The 16640-nt window shown below is 61.2% G+C and carries 20 protein-coding genes and 1 pseudogene; 15 read left to right on the top strand and 6 right to left on the bottom strand.

All coding sequences use genetic code 11. The features are described from left to right. Nucleotides 1–134 precede the first annotated feature (134 nt). Nucleotides 135–341: a hypothetical protein gene (locus ACFOHJ_RS02030; protein ID WP_378217940.1), complete on the bottom strand. Its 207-nt coding sequence runs from the start codon at nucleotides 339–341 to the stop codon at nucleotides 135–137. A gap of 253 nt (nucleotides 342–594) precedes the next feature. Here ACFOHJ_RS02030 and ACFOHJ_RS02025 point away from each other — a divergent pair, with 253 nt between their 5' ends. Further along, a complete protein-coding gene (locus ACFOHJ_RS02025) occupies nucleotides 595–1053 on the top strand; it encodes a MucR family transcriptional regulator (protein ID WP_378217938.1) in 459 nt (152 codons plus the stop codon). Between the two features lie 85 nt (nucleotides 1054–1138). On the opposite strand, the gene ACFOHJ_RS02020 is transcribed toward ACFOHJ_RS02025, so the two are convergent. The 3 genes from ACFOHJ_RS02020 to ACFOHJ_RS02010 form a co-directional block, all read right to left on the bottom strand. Next, on the bottom strand, nucleotides 1139–1303 hold the full coding sequence (locus ACFOHJ_RS02020; protein WP_378217936.1) for a hypothetical protein: 165 nt from the start codon (nucleotides 1301–1303) through the stop codon (nucleotides 1139–1141). 74 nt (nucleotides 1304–1377) lie between these two features. Next, the gene (locus ACFOHJ_RS02015) at nucleotides 1378–1611 is read right to left on the bottom strand and encodes a hypothetical protein (RefSeq protein ID WP_378217934.1); all 234 of its coding nucleotides are present in this window, start codon (nucleotides 1609–1611) and stop codon (nucleotides 1378–1380) included. Between the two features lie 106 nt (nucleotides 1612–1717). Beyond that, nucleotides 1718–1927 (bottom strand): cold-shock protein, encoded by a 210-nt coding sequence (locus tag ACFOHJ_RS02010; protein ID WP_378217932.1) that lies wholly within the window; start codon nucleotides 1925–1927, stop codon nucleotides 1718–1720. Between the two features lie 443 nt (nucleotides 1928–2370). Between ACFOHJ_RS02010 and ACFOHJ_RS02005 the strand changes: the two genes are divergently transcribed. The 11 genes from ACFOHJ_RS02005 to ACFOHJ_RS01955 all read left to right on the top strand — a co-directional run bounded on the left by ACFOHJ_RS02005 (nucleotide 2371) and on the right by ACFOHJ_RS01955 (nucleotide 12969). Continuing rightward, on the top strand, nucleotides 2371–2715 hold the full coding sequence (locus ACFOHJ_RS02005; protein WP_378217930.1) for a hypothetical protein: 345 nt from the start codon (nucleotides 2371–2373) through the stop codon (nucleotides 2713–2715). Between the two features lie 1899 nt (nucleotides 2716–4614). Next, a complete protein-coding gene (locus ACFOHJ_RS02000; RefSeq protein ID WP_378217928.1) occupies nucleotides 4615–5028 on the top strand; it encodes an antitoxin Xre-like helix-turn-helix domain-containing protein in 414 nt (137 codons plus the stop codon). Next, a complete protein-coding gene (locus ACFOHJ_RS01995) occupies nucleotides 5022–5720 on the top strand; it encodes an RES family NAD+ phosphorylase (RefSeq protein ID WP_378217926.1) in 699 nt (232 codons plus the stop codon). The genes ACFOHJ_RS02000 and ACFOHJ_RS01995 overlap by 7 nt, the downstream gene beginning before the upstream one ends. 350 nt (nucleotides 5721–6070) lie before the next feature. Further along, on the top strand, nucleotides 6071–6817 hold the full coding sequence (locus tag ACFOHJ_RS01990; protein WP_378217924.1) for a gluconate 2-dehydrogenase subunit 3 family protein: 747 nt from the start codon (nucleotides 6071–6073) through the stop codon (nucleotides 6815–6817). Between the two features lie 4 nt (nucleotides 6818–6821). Further along, the gene (locus ACFOHJ_RS01985) at nucleotides 6822–7610 is read left to right on the top strand and encodes a hypothetical protein (protein WP_378217922.1); all 789 of its coding nucleotides are present in this window, start codon (nucleotides 6822–6824) and stop codon (nucleotides 7608–7610) included. Further along, nucleotides 7517–8587, top strand: a complete 1071-nt coding sequence (locus ACFOHJ_RS01980; RefSeq protein WP_378218077.1) for a GMC family oxidoreductase — start codon at nucleotides 7517–7519, stop codon at nucleotides 8585–8587. The genes ACFOHJ_RS01985 and ACFOHJ_RS01980 overlap by 94 nt, the downstream gene beginning before the upstream one ends. Before the next feature lie 358 nt (nucleotides 8588–8945). Next, entirely contained in the window at nucleotides 8946–9836 is an 891-nt protein-coding gene (locus tag ACFOHJ_RS01975; RefSeq protein WP_378217920.1) for a c-type cytochrome, read from the top strand. 168 nt (nucleotides 9837–10004) lie between these two features. Next, the gene (locus ACFOHJ_RS01970; RefSeq protein ID WP_378217918.1) at nucleotides 10005–10730 is read left to right on the top strand and encodes a DUF4142 domain-containing protein; all 726 of its coding nucleotides are present in this window, start codon (nucleotides 10005–10007) and stop codon (nucleotides 10728–10730) included. 20 nt (nucleotides 10731–10750) lie between these two features. Beyond that, nucleotides 10751–11335 (top strand): general stress protein, encoded by a 585-nt coding sequence (locus ACFOHJ_RS01965; protein ID WP_378217916.1) that lies wholly within the window; start codon nucleotides 10751–10753, stop codon nucleotides 11333–11335. After that, nucleotides 11332–12375, top strand: a complete 1044-nt coding sequence (locus ACFOHJ_RS01960; protein ID WP_378217914.1) for an ATP-dependent DNA ligase — start codon at nucleotides 11332–11334, stop codon at nucleotides 12373–12375. The genes ACFOHJ_RS01965 and ACFOHJ_RS01960 overlap by 4 nt, the downstream gene beginning before the upstream one ends. 27 nt (nucleotides 12376–12402) lie before the next feature. Beyond that, nucleotides 12403–12969, top strand: a complete 567-nt coding sequence (locus ACFOHJ_RS01955; RefSeq protein ID WP_378217912.1) for an alpha-ketoglutarate-dependent dioxygenase AlkB — start codon at nucleotides 12403–12405, stop codon at nucleotides 12967–12969. 39 nt (nucleotides 12970–13008) lie between these two features. Here the strand turns inward: ACFOHJ_RS01955 and ACFOHJ_RS01950 are convergent, their stop codons facing one another. Both ACFOHJ_RS01950 and ku read right to left on the bottom strand, forming a co-directional pair. Continuing rightward, on the bottom strand, nucleotides 13009–13236 hold the full coding sequence (locus ACFOHJ_RS01950; protein WP_378217910.1) for a hypothetical protein: 228 nt from the start codon (nucleotides 13234–13236) through the stop codon (nucleotides 13009–13011). Between the two features lie 32 nt (nucleotides 13237–13268). Further along, nucleotides 13269–14102, bottom strand: coding sequence for a non-homologous end joining protein Ku (gene ku / locus ACFOHJ_RS01945; protein WP_378217908.1), 834 nt, complete (start codon nucleotides 14100–14102; stop codon nucleotides 13269–13271). Nucleotides 14103–14322: 220 nt separating this feature from the next. Between ku and ACFOHJ_RS01940 the strand changes: the two genes are divergently transcribed. The 3 genes and pseudogenes from ACFOHJ_RS01940 (at nucleotide 14323) to ACFOHJ_RS01930 (ending at nucleotide 16631) form a co-directional block, all read left to right on the top strand. Beyond that, nucleotides 14323–14535: a hypothetical protein gene (locus tag ACFOHJ_RS01940; protein WP_378218076.1), complete on the top strand. Its 213-nt coding sequence runs from the start codon at nucleotides 14323–14325 to the stop codon at nucleotides 14533–14535. Nucleotides 14536–14546: 11 nt separating this feature from the next. Continuing rightward, nucleotides 14547–14879, top strand: coding sequence for a four-helix bundle copper-binding protein (locus ACFOHJ_RS01935; RefSeq protein ID WP_378217906.1), 333 nt, complete (start codon nucleotides 14547–14549; stop codon nucleotides 14877–14879). Between the two features lies 1 nt (nucleotide 14880). Further along, nucleotides 14881–16631, top strand: a pseudogene (locus ACFOHJ_RS01930) (thiamine pyrophosphate-dependent enzyme). Nucleotides 16632–16640 lie beyond the last annotated feature (9 nt).

Raw genomic sequence — 16640 nt, 5'->3', positions numbered from 1 at the left:
AACCGGGAGGTCTCCGACCTGACTGCCGGAGCGCCTTTTGCTACTGGCTCTCGTTTCGGCAAAACAGAAGGCCGGGTGTCTATTCGGCGGGCGTCAGACGCCTGCCGCAACCAGGTCTCCATCTCGCCGCTTTATCAGGATCCAGCCGATCTTCGCCATCCCGAGCAAAGGAACAGCGTGACCCGTCCGAACAGATTCAGATGGGCATGAGCCGGCATGGCTAAATGGTCCTGCGAGATGTCCATTTCGATGCCCCAGAGCATACCGACGAGCACCAGCAACACAGCGGCTGGAAAGCACATGGATGAAGCTTTCATGAAATCCGAGGCGAAGTTGGGCATCTCCCGCCCCCGCAGTGGCGCGGCAACGAAGGTCGACCGCAAGCATGCCAAACCGAGGAGCAGATCCCTATACCAGGCATACCGACGATCGGTATCGGAGGTGCTGGCCCACGGCGACCCTGCTCGCCTTGGGCGTCGTGCCGGAGATGGAGTAGAGTCGATACCGGGTTAGCTACTCGTATCAGAGTTGCGGAGTTGCCCAATAACCTCTATCTGGGCCGCCGATAGAACCAGCATTGAATGAGGGCCGGTGATGAACAACCCAACGGAAAAGAACGAGTCTCATTTAGAACTGACCGCGGGCATCGTCTCTGCGTATGTTTCCAACAACCCGGTTCCGGCAGCGGAACTGCCTTTGCTCATCGCCAGCATCAGCGCCGCGATCTCGGGGCTGGCAAGCCCGGTCAAGGCCGAAGTCGACGCCCAGGCCCCTGCCGTCAACCCGAAGCGCTCCGTGCGCGACGACCACATCGTCTGCCTTGAGGACGGCCTGCGGTTCAAGTCGCTCAAGCGCCACCTGATGACCCATCACGGCCTGTCGCCCGAGGATTATCGCGCAAAGTGGAACCTCCCGGCCGACTACCCCATGGTCGCTCCCGGATATGCCGCGGCCCGCTCGGAACTGGCAAAGAAGATGGGACTTGGCCGCAAGCCCAAGGCCGAACCCGCGGCGACTCCCGCGAAGCGCGGCAGGAAGCCGAAGGCCGGGTAAAAAATAATAGCCCGCCACCCCTTGGGAGGGCGCGACAGGCCTTAGAGGACACCGTGTCACCTATCGCGTCCTGCCTCGCGATTTCTCACAAGGTGGGATGGGGCGCCCGAGCTTCTTTTTGCCTGATCTTGCGCCTGACCTCCTCGAGCGCCACCCCTAGAAGCGCGTCGACTTCTAAAAGTTCGGCGCGTGCTTCGCAGGCAGCGATATACCGGCGTAGTTGCTCGATGGTGCTGCGAACGTGCTGCATAGTGGTTCCTTTCGAGCCAAACACCGCGCATCAAAGTCCGCTCCGGTCAAGAATATTGTGATCGAAGGCCAAGTTTACCGAGCGAGACGCGTTGAGCGCGGGGTTCGAGTTTGCCGCTTCTTCTTGGACGGTTCCGCCGGGTGCGCTTTTTCGTGGGCCAGCCGTGATTGGCGCAGTCGTGCTGTTTTGGCCTCACGAGCTGCTTTTTCGCTTTCGGTAATTTGCGTCGCCACGGTGGTGGTAACGTCGCTCTTCTTTTCCCCGCTGGTAAGCCTCGGCTTGAAAACGCCGTCCGGAATCTTTCTCATCGATCGTCCTTCCAAAAAACGAAAAAGGCCGGGTTTCCCCGACCTTCCCCTATTCGCCTTCATGGTCAGTGCCAGTACATCCGTGGTCAAAGACCAGAGGCGAGAGTTAAGCCGCCTGAAGGTTTTCGGCCGCGTTCTTGCCGTTGCGGTTGTCCTTCACGACCTCGAACGAAAGCTTCTGACCCTCGACGATGGTGCGCATGCCGGCACGTTCCACGGCAGAGATGTGGACGAAGACGTCCATGCTGCCGTCTTCCGGCGTGATGAAGCCAAAGCCCTTGGTCGAGTTGAAGAACTTTACGGTACCTGTGGTCATGACGATTCCTTTCAATCGGCATAGAAATTCGCCGCCCGGCCGAACGCCAAACGTCGTAGTCTTCGAAATTGAGAGGAAGGTCGGTGAGCGCCAAGGCGCAAAACAAGCTAACAAGCAAAGTCGATTACAGGACCATAGCGAACGATTGTGTTCGACACAAGGCCGATCTTGAAACGACAAAAAGCCGCCCCCGCGAACCGGACCGGGTGTTACCGGTTTCGTCGGTGGCGCCCTCAGCGAATGGTCGTCGCCTGATCTGAACCGGATAATAGCTTGGCGGCCAAGGCGAGTGACCGCACTCGCAGGTCGAGACGGCCTCGCTGTTGATGCCCTGTCTTTCCGATAGCGCGCAGCGGGCGCCCTTCACTTCGACCCAGCAAGGAATTTTCGCGTGGAACGATGCTGGCTCTTGCTCGTTCGATCAGATCAGAAAGGAGACAGCCATGCCAGATGACAAGCGCTTCGAAAGAGACCCCGCCGAAGGATCACGCGATACCGCGGAGCAGCAGTTGAAGCAGGGTACTGCAGGTGAACAACAAGCTGAAAGAGAAGCCCGTGAAGGTGCATCGTTCCCGGGTTTCGGTGACCGTCCGGATGGGAGCGGCAGCTTGGGGGATGGCGAAGACGCAAAGGCGGAGCCACCTACTTCCGAGGCGCAAGCCTCTCCGCGTGAAACGGCTAGCCCCGATATGGAAAAGCTCGGCGCTGGTCCGGCTATTGCCGAACACTCCAAGGACGCTCAAGCATCGAGCGCAGGAAGACAGCCAGGTACCAGCGCGAAGGAATGATCTAGCACACGAAGGCTAGCGGCTTTCCAGGCACTAGCAAAAACGCGCCTGACCTAGGCGGGTGGTCGCCTGCGCTCGCCTCGGCCACGAGACTACAGGGCCGTTACTGGAAACGTGATTTCTGATTTCGAGTTTCACCGGTTACTCTTTTTCCATCAACGCAGCAGGAGAACGACGATGAAGACATTCCTCGCATTCGCCGCAGCATTCGCACTCTCGGTAAAGGCCGCTTAAGCGGATTGTGCTTCCCACTCGAATGTTTCGACCTCGGTGGACACGCAAACAAAAACAGCTAGCGTGAGCGACGCTGACATGTCATCGACAACGACCACGCCGACGGTCAAGAAACACGCGCCCCAGAAGACCGAATAGACGCTAACTCGGCTAGGAGCGCTAGGCTTCTGGGCTCTGGCGCTCAGCACCTCTCGATGGCGCGCCTGCTCAGCCCCTGCGGGCCATCCAGCGCGACTGCCGCTGTCTTACATTTCGATACGCGGATTCGGCATTATTGGCATCATTCTCGACCAGTTCGGGCGTATTTAAGGATCGCGGCCGCAACAGCTTTAAACATTTGATTTACGCGACGGCGGTACTACGCGAGAGGCCGATTTTGTTGCAGAAAGTCCGGGTTTCCGGGCCTGCTTCGGCGTTGGCTGGCAGGCTGCCCACTGATCGAGCAGCCGCCGACCCTTCCCGTCGTCGACATAGTCTCCCGCAGATCACTTCTTCGGAGCGGGATATCGCCTTGCTCGAAGGTCGGTACGGCACTTAGCTGCCGTTGATACCCTGGTTAAAGTGCTGGCTCCCGCGTTCGCAGTCTGATGAGTCGGCCAAAGTGAGCGCACCTCGACGGCCGACGCTTGCCGACATCCATATTCGCGATTGTGTCCGCGGCCTTGACGAAGCGAGCCTTCACGATCAGGGGTCACATCCGCAAGCGGGCCGCGTAGGCAACGTCCACAGACAGTTCCGTGATATGGTTTGTCGTGCGGCTCGCCCGCCCGATCCGACTGGGTCTCGACACCCCCGGGTTCGTCGCGAAACCCCAGCCGTCGGCACCGGATTTGGTTCGCAGGCACCGTCGCATAGATGGCAAGGCGGAAGGCGCGGCCTCCGTGCGGGCTTTGGACACTTTTTCCGGGTGCCGACAAGCTCGGTCTGAGCCTCGGTTTGCATCTCCTTGGGAACAATTCGCTGCCGTCGTCCGTTCGCCCGCAAAGGAGAAACGACCATGAACGAAGTGAAGCGGCTTGAAAACGAGACAGTTATCGATGAGACGAGCGCCCCGGGCGTGCCAGCGCAGCGAAAGGGCAAGACACCGCGCGAGGAACCGGCGCCTGTTGTACCCGAGACCAGCGGAGCGCCTGGGCCAGGACCCGACACTAGCCGCAGCCCCGTTGCCAACCGCAAACAGGAAGGACCGCGGGAAGCCGGCGCTACGCCGAGGCCGACAGACAAGCCAATCGTAGGCGGCGACCGAGGATAGCGATTCTCCCGCTACAGGTAGATCGGTGATCCGGTTCTGGCAGGTCCGGCATGGGGACGAGACTAGCCTTCGAACAGAAGTTCCCATGCCATGCAAAACGAATGATGCCTTCCCCAAATAGTTTGATCTTCTACCCTGCAAAATGTGGTGATTACCGCTAAACGGATTTCGATCGTGTCCGCGAAATTTCAAGAAATTCCCCGCTAGCATTTCCCCTGCCACGCGACATAAACGCGACAGGAAAGCATCGTCGATGGAACCGCTCTCGTTCGACGATCGAATCCCACTTCGCCAAAGGTTGAAACTATCGTGCCGACGCGCCCCGCGAGAGGGAATTTTCGATCTCGGTTCCGCGTTGCTTGACTTGTCAAATGGCAGCGATATGCCATATATATGCCAAATGGAGGTCCGCCATGCTACTGCAGCGCGTTGTCGCCACCCCTGCCAATACCGCAAGCCCGACCATCTCCGATGACGAGGCCGATGCCTTGGCGCGCACCACCGTCAACCTATTCAAGGCGTGGGGTCTGACTGACGCGGAAGCATGCAGTCTGCTCGGCGGCATGTCCGCTCGTACATGGGCACGCTGGAAGGACGGCGCGCACGGGAGGATCGACCGCGATCTCCGGGCGAGGATGGCCCACCTGATGGGCATCCATAAGGGCCTGCGCTACCTCTTCAAGGAGCCGGCCCGCGGATATGCCTGGATCAGAAAAGCAAATTCGGCGTTTGGGGACCTGTCTGCGCTGCAGCTGATGCTGCGCGGCGAGATCTCGGACCTCGCTGCGCTCCGCGAGTGGCTCGACGCGGAGCGTGGAGCATGGTGAGCGGACTGGCGGTGCGCCGCCGGGTCCAATGGCCACAAACCTACCGCATTATCCGGTCCATCCACCCTCCGGTCGACCTTTTCGAAGACATCGGCGATCCTAAGGACTGGGAGGCGCTCGTGTCGGTCGAGGCAAAGACTAATCCGCGCGTCAGGCTCGAGGTCGGCGACCTCGGCAAGGTCCCTGCTCACCGGCGTGTCACAGGACCCGGCGCAAGCTACGTCATGGCTCCCTTCGTTCACTGTTCGCCGCTCAGGCCAGGAAGGTTCTCGGACGGGACCTACGGCATCTACTATGCCGGCGAGAGCGAGGAGGTGGCGCTCGCCGAGACCATCCATCATCACGAGAGGTTCATGGCTGCCACCCATGAGGATGCCGGCTGGACTTCGGACTTCAGGGTCCTCATTGGGAGCGTGGATCGCGACCTGGACGACGTGAACGCCGTTCCCGGAGTCCTGCACCCGAGCGACTATGTCCTTTCGCAGGCCGAAGCGCGCGGACTTCGGGCGGCTGGAAGCGACGGACTGACGTGGAACAGCGTTCGGATGCCTGGCGGAAGCTGTGTCGGGGCCTTCTGGCCGGATGTCGTGAGTATCCCGAAGCAGGGACGGCACTACTGCTACCATTGGAACGGCTCGCGCGTGGACTTCGTCCGCCGGTATGACACGGGCGCCGTGCTTGCGGTGTCCTGAGGCCTGGTGCGCACCTTCACCGCGCGTAGTCACGAATCTGCTGACACCCCCGCCTCGCATAGGCGCCTGCGTAAAGGCGGATGCTACGATCCGCCCTGGGGTTTCTCGTTCGTCCGAGGATTAAACTTCCGGCGGCGGTTGCTACCGAATAGGGCTTCTTTTCGTCGGAGTCTCGGTTTTCAAAGATGCTGGAGTGCCACTCATCCAACCCAGCCCGAGGGGTTCACTCCAATCCCGGGTCAGCTCTCGGCGGAAATCAACACCTCGCATTTTGCGTCAAAAATAGTTGAATGACCGGAACCCCGTGTCGCTCCTCATGTTTCGCAACCGACCATACGGGGAACATCCTGATGAGCACGAGCACCTTCAGCCGCCGCCAGTTTCTTACCGCAGGGGCAGTATCGATCGCCTTGGGAGTTGAGACCGCCTCCGCCCGCGAGATCAGAGGGGGCGTAGACGATCCATGGATGCCGCATCAGGCCGACGCGCCTGACCCGCTGCAAGCAATCGAATACAAGTTTTTTACGCCGGACGAGGTCTTGTTCGTCGAAGCAGTGACCGAACGCCTGATCCCGCAGGACGATCTCGGCCCGGGAGCGAAAGCATGCGGTGTGCCGCTGTTCATCGACCATCAGCTCGCCGGCGCCTATGGACGCGCCGAAAGCTGGTACATGCAGGGACCTTGGGCGAAAGGCCAGGATACACAAGGCTATCAATCGCGCATGAGCCCGGCGGAGCTCTACCGCGCTGCCATCAAGGCGATCGAAGAGCATGTCGGCTCGATCCAGACCGGCAAGCGCTTCGCCGATCTGGCGGCTCAGGCACAGGACGAAATCATCTCCGAATTGGAGAAAGGCAAACTCGACCTGGGTGGTGTTGACGCAAAAACCTTCTTCCAGACGCTCTGGCTGAACACCAAGGAAGGGATGTTCTGCGACCCGATCTACGGCGGCAACAAGGACATGGCCGGACGGAAGATGCTCGGCTTTCCGGGCGCTCGTTACAACTATCTCGATTGGGTCGACCGGCATGGAGAACGCTACGACCAGCCGCCCGTCGGCATTCGCGGGCGCCCCGCGTGGAACGGTCAGGGCTGAGCCGATGGCGCGCAAGCTTCCCTCTACGGACGTCTTGCTTGTCGGCTTCGGCTGGACCGGCGCGATCATGGCGCAGGAACTTACCGAGGCGGGCCTTGATGTACTGGCGCTGGAACGAGGCGGCTGGCGCGATACCGGGACCGATTTCGCTCCCTCGTTCATCCAGGACGAACTGCGGTACCGCTATCACGGCCACCTGTTCGAGCAGACCGGCCGGGAAACGCTGACGTTCCGCAACACCGCCGACCAGACGGCGCTGCCGATGCGCAAGCTCGGGTCCTTCCTGCCCGGTACCGGGGTCGGCGGCTCGATCGTCCACTGGAACGGGCAAGCTTGGCGGTTTCTGCCCTACGACTTCGAAATCCGCAGCCGCACGGTCGCTCGCTACGGCGAGGTGATGGTTCCGCAGGACATGACCCTCCAGGACTGGGGCGTCACCTATGACGAGCTCGAACCCCATTACATGCGCTGGGAAGAGATCAGCGGGATCGCAGGACAGGCAGGCAACGTCAACGGACAGAAGCAGGTGGGAGGCAATCCGTTTGAAGGGCGGCGCTCCAAGCCTTACCCGACGCCGCCGATGAAGCAGACCTACGGGCCGACGCTGTTTGGAGAGGCGGCAGCCTCGCTCGGTTGCACCCGTTTCCCTGTCCGTCAGGAAACATGTCCCAGGCCTACACCAATCCGCTCGGGGTCTCGATGGCGCCCTGCACCTATTGCGGGTTCTGCGAGAAATTCGGTTGCGGAAATTATTCCAAGGCGAGCGCGCAGACGACGATCCTTCCGGTCCTGATGCAGAAGAAAAGCTTCACGCTGCGAACCGAAAGCGAGGTGACGAAGATCAACGTCGACGCTTCGGGCAAGCGTGCGACAGGCGTTACCTATGTCGACGCCCATGGCGAAGAGTTCGAGCAACCGGCTGAGCTGGTAGTTGTGTGCGCCTACATCACGCACAACGTGCATCTGCTCATGACATCGGGCATCGGCACCATGTACGACCCCGCGACGGGACAGGGCACGCTGGGCAAGAACTACTGCTACCAGCTTACCCCCTCGGTCAATATCTTCTTCGACGACAAACTGCTCAATCCGTTCGTCGGCGCGGGCGCGCTAGGCATGGTGGTGGACGACTGGAACGGCGACAATTTCGATCACACCGGATTGGGTTTCATCCATGGCGGCTACATCGCCGCCTACATGACCACGGGCAGGCCGATCGAAACGGAACTTCTCCCCGAAGGCACGCCGAAATGGGGGGCTAAGTGGAAAAAGGCCTTCGTCGAGAACTACCTCACTTCCATGTCGGTCTCTCTCATGGGAGCGGTGATGCCCAACAAGGCCAACTATCTCGACCTCGATCCAACCTATCGCGACGTCTACGGCCGGCCGTTGATGCGCATGACCTACGATTTCAAGCAGAACGAATTAAAGATGCAGGACTTCACCGTGGGAAAGATGGTGGAGATCGCGCAGGCGATGAAGCCCCGCGAGATCAAGAAGTCGCTGCGCGGGCCTCACTACGACATCGATCCGTATCAGTCGACGCACAACACGGGCGGCGCGATCATGGGGGTCAATCCACGCGAAAGCGTGGTGAACCGCTACCTCCAGCATTGGGATGTGCCGAACCTGTTTGTCGTCGGCGCCAGCGCCTTCGCGCACAACAGCGGCTACAACCCGACCGGGACGGTCAGCGCCCTGGCGCTATGGTCTGCACAGGCGATACGGGATCAATACCTTAAACATCCCGGACCGTTGGTGTCGGCATGAGAAGGCGCGCGCTCCTTGGCCTGGCAGCCGCTACCGCGCTGGTCGGGATCGGCGCGTTCGCCTTCGGACCACTCGCTCGAGCGCAGATCGGTGATTTCACCAGGCAGGAGCATGGCCGCTACCTCGTGGCCGCCGGAGACTGCATCGCCTGTCACACCGCGGACGGCGGCAAGCCTTTCGCCGGAGACAGGCCGATCGAAACGCCTTCGGCACGATCTACTCGGCCAACCTCACCCCGGACCCGGAAACCGGCATCGGCGCATGGACGGAAGATCAATTCTACCGGGCCATGCACGAGGGCAGGAACGCAAACGGCGACCGACTCTATCCCGCTTTCCCCTATCCCTGGTTCACAAAGGTGACGCGTGCAGACGTCAACGACATAAGGGCGTATCTGCGCACCCTCGAGCCTGTGCGCTCCGTGCCCACGGAAAACAAATTCCCCTGGCCGCTCGACCATCGGCTGTCGATGATTGGCTGGAACGGACTTTTCTTCGAACCGGGCGAATTCAAGCCCGATCCGAAGCAGAGTGCCGAATGGAGCCGCGGCGCCTATCTCGTCGAAGGCCTCGGTCATTGCGGCGCGTGCCATTCGCCGAAGAATATCCTCGGCGCCACGAAAACGTCGGAAGCCTATCAGGGCAGCGAAATTCAGAACTGGTTCGCACCCAACCTCACCGGCAACAGGCGATCGGGCCTGGGATCCTGGAGTGCCGAGGACATCGTCGCCTTCCTGAAGACAGGCCATAACGCCCGGACCACGGCCTATGGGCCCATGGGGGAGGTCGTCCGGGAATCCACGTCAAAGATGACGGACCAGGATCTCAAGGCGATTGCGACCTTCCTCAAGGCGCTTCCGGCATCGACGTCGGACACGCCCGACGCCCCCGACCGGAATGTCATGGCTACCGGTGGAGCGATTTACCGCGATGTGTGCTCGGCCTGCCATCAACTTGGTGGTGAAGGCGTAAAGGGCATCTTCCCCTCGCTGAGGGGGGATGCGGTCGTACAGTCCGACCAGCCGCTCACCCTGCTGCGGATCATCCTCAACGGAGGCCGCGCGGCATCTCCGTCGAACCACCCCAGTTCCCTGACCATGCCCTCCTTCGACTGGAAACTTTCGGACGATCAGGTCGCCGCCCTTGCCACCTATGTCCGCAACGAGTGGGGAAACAGAGCCGGTCCCGTCAGCGCCAGCGACGTGAGCGACCTGCGCGGCAAGATTCAGTCCGTGACGAGTGACTACTAGCTCCAGGCGGCTCCCTGAAATCGGCCTCCGGCTTGGCGCCCAGTGGAGGCGTCTGCCGCGATCAAGCGTGGCTACAATCGATCACAGAATGTGTCTGGTCGGAACCAAAGCCGGCCGGCGCTGTTAGCTCGTATCGCACGCAGGTGCACGACAACGAGGAACACTTCCATGAGAACCAAATTAGTGCTGGCCTCGCTGGCCGGAGCGACAGCCATTGCCTTTTCTTTCCCGGCATTGAGCGCCGATACCGCACAGGACTTCGTCAACAAGGCCGCAGTCGGCGGGATGTTCGAAGTTCAATCTAGCAAGCTCGCGGAGAGCGCGGCGGCGGACGACAACGTCAAGGGGTTCGCGCGCATGATGGTCACCGACCACACCGCAGCCAATAAGAAGCTGGAGACCATCGCCGGTGAACAGAAGCTCAACGTACCGAAAGCCTTGGACGCCGAGCACCAAGCCACGCTGGACAAACTCAACGGCGCCAAGGGCGAGAGTTTCGACCAGGCTTATGTCCCGGCGCAAAGCGACGCTCATGACGAGGCGGTTTCGCTGTTCGAAAATTACTCCCGCGACGGCGACAACGCTCAACTGAAGGCGTTTGCCGCCGAGACCTTGCCAACGCTTAAGATGCATCAGGAAAAGATCCAGACGATCGCCAAAATCATGGAGGGTCAGACAACAACGGGCTCGACCGAGGGCGCTGCCCCGGTTTCCGGGGCGAACAGCTTCACTGAAGCGCAGGCCAAGGACCGGATCGAGAATGCCGGCTACTCCGGTGTGTCGGGACTTGCCAAAGACGACAACGGTGTCTGGCGCGGCCAGGCTACAAAGGATGGCAAGGCCGTTTCCGTTGCGCTCGATTACCAGGGCCACGTCACCTCCCAGTCTGAATGACCGAAACAGGAGACTTGCAAATGAAAACCCTAAGCGCGCTATATGACGACTACGACGATGCCCAGGACGCCGTGGGCGAGCTTGAAGCATCAGGCGTTCCCAGTTCCGATGTCAGCATCGTCGCGAATGATTCCAGGAACCGGTCCAGGGACGACGGTCCGTCCGAAGCTGCCGAAGACGCGGGCGCAGGCGCCGGCATCGGGGCGGTGGTCGGCGGTGCCGGCGGCCTGCTGGCGGGCCTTGGCGTGATGGCCATTCCTGGAATCGGGCCGGTGGTCGCGGCGGGATGGCTAGCCGCGACGGCTGCGGGAGCAGTAGCGGGCGCTGCCGTCGGCGGTGCGGCAGGCGGTATCATCGGGGCACTCACGGACTCCGGGGTTCCCGAGCGGGACGCGCATGTCTACGCCGAAGGGATCCGTCGCGGTGGCACGCTGGTGACGGCGCGCGTCAGCGACGAACTTGCGCCGGAAGCCGAGCGAATACTTGGCCAGTCCACTTCGGTGGATCTCGACCGGCGCCGCCGGGACTACGAAGCAGACGGATGGACGGCGTTCGATCCAGCCGCGCCCGCCTATGCACCGGAAGAAGCCAGAAGGGCCCCATGACGCCTCCCGCCGGGAAAGCCGACTTCGGCATCAGCGAGGGGCTCATGTCGTCCTTTCTACTGCCACTGTCGACGTCTCCCATGGAGGCAAGGACCGCCGGCGAGATTCCATCAGCCGGCGGTCCGTGGCAATTCGAACCCAAATGGGACGGATTCCGCTGCCTGATCTTCAAGGACGGGAGTACCGTCGAGCTTCGGGCAAAATCAGGAAAGTCCCTTAGTCGTTTCTTTCCCGAGACGGTCGGGATGTTCCGCGTGGCCGAAGCGCCCAGCTTTGTCCTCGACAGCGAACTGGTCATAGAGGTCGGTTCGCAGAACTCTTTCGATTCCCTTCAGATGCGATTGCACCCAGCCGAGAGCCGCATACGCAGGCTCTCCGTGGAGACGCCGGCGACGGCGATTCTATTCGACGCGCTGGCTTTGACCGAGGATCCGTGTCTCTTCGAAAAGCCTCTTTCCGAACGGCGCCTGGCCCTGGAGGGCCTGTGGAGACGGCTGGGGAGCGATGGCATGCGGCTTTCACCGCAGACGCGGAATCGTGACGTCGCCGTGTCCTGGCTGGCGGATCGGTCAGGAAGAACCGACGGCATCGTGGCGAAGCTGCTCGACGAGCCTTATCGCCCCCGAGAAAGGGCTATGGTCAAGGTCAAGCGGTTGCGCAGCGCCGACTGCGTCGTGGGCGGGTTTCGATATCTGAACGACAGGGCCGAAGTGGGCTCGCTGCTGCTCGGGCTCTATGACGAACGAGGGCTGCTCGATCATGTCGGCTTTACCTCGACCATCGCCAATGGGGAGCGCGCCGCGCTGACGCGGAAACTGGAGGCGCTGAAGGCGCCGGGCGGGTTCACCGGTCGCGCTCCTGGAGGCCCCAGCCGGTGGAGCACGGAGCGCTCGGGCGACTGGCAATCCGTCAGGCCTGAACTCGTCGTCGAAGTGCGCTACGATCATGTGACGGGTGATCGCTTCAGGCACGGGACCAGGCTGTTGCGCTGGCGGCCCGACAAGTCGCCGAAGCAATGTACCTTCGACCAGCTTTCCTGAGCGATCGAACATCGCGGGAGCCCCAGCATGCAAGGCGATCTTTTCGGAAGGAAGGACGATCTGCCTGAGGGATTCCGTTATCAGGCAGAGGTGGTCACGGCAGACGAGGAAGCGGAACTCCTCGGTCACCTGCAGGCGTTGCCCTTCCAGCCTTTCGACTTCCATGGGCATCTCGCCAACCGGCAGGTAGTGTCGTTCGGGCTGCGCTACGATTACGAGCGCCGGGTCGTGGTCGAAGCAAGCGAGATTCCGCGCTTTCTCATTCCCCTGCGCGAGAAGGTGGCCGAATTCGCCGGGCGGCCAGCGACCGCCTTCGCGCAGATATTGATCAACGAATACCGCGAGGGCGCGGGGATCGGCTGGCATCGGGACAAACCGCATTTCGAGGAGATCGCCGGGGTTTCCCTGCTGGCCCCGTGCAGCTTTCGGCTGCGCCGCAGGAACGGTACGAAATGGGAGAGGAAGACAATCGTCGTCGAGCCGAAATCGGCCTATCTCATGGCAGGGCCGTCACGGAACGAATGGGAGCATAACATACCGCCCGTCGCGGCGCACCGCTATTCGATAACGCTGCGCACGCTGCGCGAGGGATGACGGCACGGACAGCTTGGAAACCCGCAACCGAACCCTTTCCTAACCGGAGCCACGGTCTTTTTCCGGGGAGCGGTCGCCCTTCTGCTTGAGCGCATCGCCCAGATCGCTTTTTTCGGGGTCTTGATTGTTTTCTCCGGCTGCATCCCGATCCTGGTCGGGGTCATCCTTCGCCGGCAGATAGCCGCGGGGCCGGTTTTCCTCCGGGCCTTCCCATCTCGGCGACTGGTCGATCGTGCCGGGTGCGCCGTCTTTCGGTTTCTGGCTCATGGTAATCTCCTATGTTAGGATGGTTGGCCCCCTTATGCCGCCTTGCTCTTTTTCGATGACTTGCCCCTCTTCCTGGGCACGAGCCCTTCTGCCGTCAGGCTCTTCTTCAGAATGTCGGCAAGGTTGACGACGTTTTCGGGCTTGGGCGGCGCCTTGGGCTTGGGAAGTTCCTTGCCCTTGCGCTTGGCGTCGATCAATTCGGCCAGTGCTTCCTCGTACCTGTCCTCGAACCTCGACGGATCGAACGTCGTGAGTTTCTTGTCGATGAGCATTGAGGCCACATCAATCAGCTCCTGATCCTGCTTGCCACCCGGAATGCCCTTGAAGATATCTCCCACCTGGGTCACCTGGTTGTAGGGCCGCATCCACGTCAGAAGCATCCCTTTCCCGTAGGGTTGGATCACGACCTCATGGCCATGCTGGTACATGACCACGCAGGACCGTGCAGCCATCTTCGTCTTCTCCATCGCCTCGCGCAGAACGGTGAAAGCCTCCGTCGAGGGCTTGTCCGCAGGCAAGAGATAGTACGGCTTTTCCAGATAGCGGGTGTCGATGTCGCTGATCGGAACGAATTCATCGACGTCGAGCGTGTGCTCCGAGGTAAGCTTCAGCGCCTTGATCTCCTGAGAGTCGATCGCGATGAAGTTGTCCTTATCGGCCTCCCAGCCTTTTTGCTGCTGGTCGGGGGGGACCTGCTCACTGGTTTGCTCGTCGACATAGACGCTGCGGACTTTGTTCCCGGTCCAGCGGTTCAGGATGTTGAAATGAATCTTCTCGGCCTCGGTGACTACACCAACGATCTTGACGCCGCATGATACCGATCCGACCCTGAGAAAACCCGTCCAAGCAGCACGAGGGGCAGCCATCACCAACTCCTTTGCTGAAGGACCGAACGGATAGAAGGGCTATTCGTTCCTGACGGATTGATGCCGTCCAGCGACATCGTTCGTGGTGGCTCGTCGCTGCCGCAAAAGGTTGCGGAACAATTCAGGACCGGGCGGGTTGGTGAAGACCGCCGGCAGTCTCGCGGCCGATGCCTGGACGACGCGGCCGGCGTTTCCAATCTCACGCAAGGGGACACCGATCATGGCAAACGGTGACAAGAAGCATTTCGGCAAGGGATCGCAGGGAAAAGGATCGGGGTCAGGCGCGATGACCGACCTTGATGACCTTACGACGGGTGAGAACGACATCCTGTCGAACCGGGACAAGAAACAGCATTCCAAAGAGCGCGGACAGGACGGCAACGCCATCAAGACAGAGCAGAGACAGGACCACGCTGCAAACCGTCGTCCATAGGAGATCGAGCAATGCCATACCTTAACGAGAGAATGCAGTCCTGCGTCGACGAATGCCTGCGCTGCTATTCCGTGTGCCTCTCGACCGCCATGAACCATTGCCTGGAGGTCGGCGGCAAACATGTGGAAAAGAACCATTTCACGCTGATGATGGCCTGTTGCGAGATGTGCCGGACGGCGGCTCACTTCATGCTGCTGGGCTCACCCCATCACCGGCACACCTGCCGCGAATGCGCCGAAATCTGCACCGAATGCGCAGACGATTGCGAGCGGATCGGCGACATGCAGGAATGCGTGGAGGCCTGCCGCCGCTGTGCCGAAAGCTGCCGGCAGATGGCCGCCTGACATGCCAAACACAGCGGACATTCTCGTAGAAAACCTCATCGCCTGGAACGTAAAGCTCGTGTTTGGCCTCCCCGGTGATGGCATCAACGGCATTGTCGAAGCGCTCCGGACACGCCAGGACCGGATTCGCTTCGTCCAGGTGCGCCACGAGGAATCGGCAGCGTTCATGGCGTCGGCCTACGCCAAGTGGACCGGCGAGTTCGGTGTATGCCTGGCGACCTCCGGTCCCGGCGGCACGCACCTGCTCACAGGCCTCTATGACGCGAAGCTCGATCAGTCGCCGGTGCTCGCCATCACCGGCATGCAGTTCCATGACCTGATCGAGACTTTCACGCAGCAGGACGTCGATCTCACCCGCGCCTTCAACGACGTCGCCATATTCAACGTGCAGGTGTCGGACGCCGCGCACATGGAAAGCGTGGCCAGCCTTGCGTGCCGCTCCGCTCTCGCCGCCCGTGGCGTCGCCCATATCTCGGTTGCGAGCGACGTGCAGGAAATGCAGAAGGAAAAGACTGAACGCTCGCGGCGCAACCGGCCAGGCCACGCACCCGACCGCTGGTTCGAAGGAAGCAAGCTGCCTGCCTCCTCCGAACTCGACAAGGCGGCGGCCATCCTGAACGAAGCGTCGAGGGTCGCCATCCTCGCTGGACGCGGCGCATTGCATGCACGCGCAGAACTCGAGCGAACCGCGGAGCTGCTCGGCGCTCCTATCGCGAAAGCCTTGTTGGGCAAGGCGGTCCTGCCGGACGATCATCCCTATACGACAGGCGGCATAGGCATTCTCGGCACATTGCCGTCGCAGGAGATCATGGAAACCTGCGATACTTTGCTCATTGTCGGCTCAACGTTTCCCTATATCGAATATTATCCGAAGCCCAACCAAGCCCGTTGCGTCCAGATCGACAGGAATGCCCAGCGCATCGGCCTGCGCTGCCCTGTCGAAGCCGCCTCGTCGGCGATGCAGCTGTCTCGCTCGAGCTTCTCAGTCAAAAGCTGGAAGCGAAAGCCGACCGCTCGTTTCTCGACCGGGCCCGCCAGGGCATGCAGCGCTGGCGCGAAATGATGCAGATTTCCGAAGCCAGGGACGACGTCCCCCTGAAGCCCCAGCGGGTCGTCAGGGCGTTCGGCGATCGCATGCCGGAGGGTGCGATACTTGCGACGGATTCCGGCCAGAACACCGAACTGGCCGCGCGCCACATAGGCATTAAGCAGGGTCAGGAGTTCGCGGTTTCCGGCGCGCTCGCCTCAATGGCGTGCGGACTTCCTTATGCCATCGCGGCCGGCATCGCCTTCCCGGGCAGGCCGATTTTCGCGGTCGTGGGCGACGGAGGCCTCGCAATGCAGCTCGGGGAATTCTCGACCGCCGTCCGCTACCGGATTCCGTTGAAGGTGCTGGTCATCAAGAACGGCATGCTCAACCAGATTGTCTGGGAGCAGATGATGTTCCTCGGCAATCCCCAGTTCGGCTGCGAACTGCAGCCGATCGATTTCGCAATGGCAGCGGAAGCCATGGGCGGCATCGGCTTTAGCGTCACGCGCCCGGAGGAGATCGACGGTGTACTGGATGCCGCGTTCGCCACGGAGGGGCCGGTGATCATCGAAGCGGTCGTCGACGCCTACGAACCGATGATGCCGCCCCGGATGCCCGGCGAATACCGGAGGAACATGCGGCAGGCCCTCCCGAAAACTCCGGGACACAGGCAGATCGAAGCAAGTTTGCGGGATGAGCCGCTGAAGACCATGATGGGATAGCCGCCGTGG

Origin of the sequence: Aquamicrobium soli (assembly GCF_042646345.1) — a bacterium.
Taxonomy (GTDB): domain Bacteria; phylum Pseudomonadota; class Alphaproteobacteria; order Rhizobiales; family Rhizobiaceae; genus Mesorhizobium; species Mesorhizobium soli_A.
The sequence above is the reverse complement of the archived record's forward strand: the minus strand, read 5'-3'. Positions and strand labels throughout refer to the sequence as shown.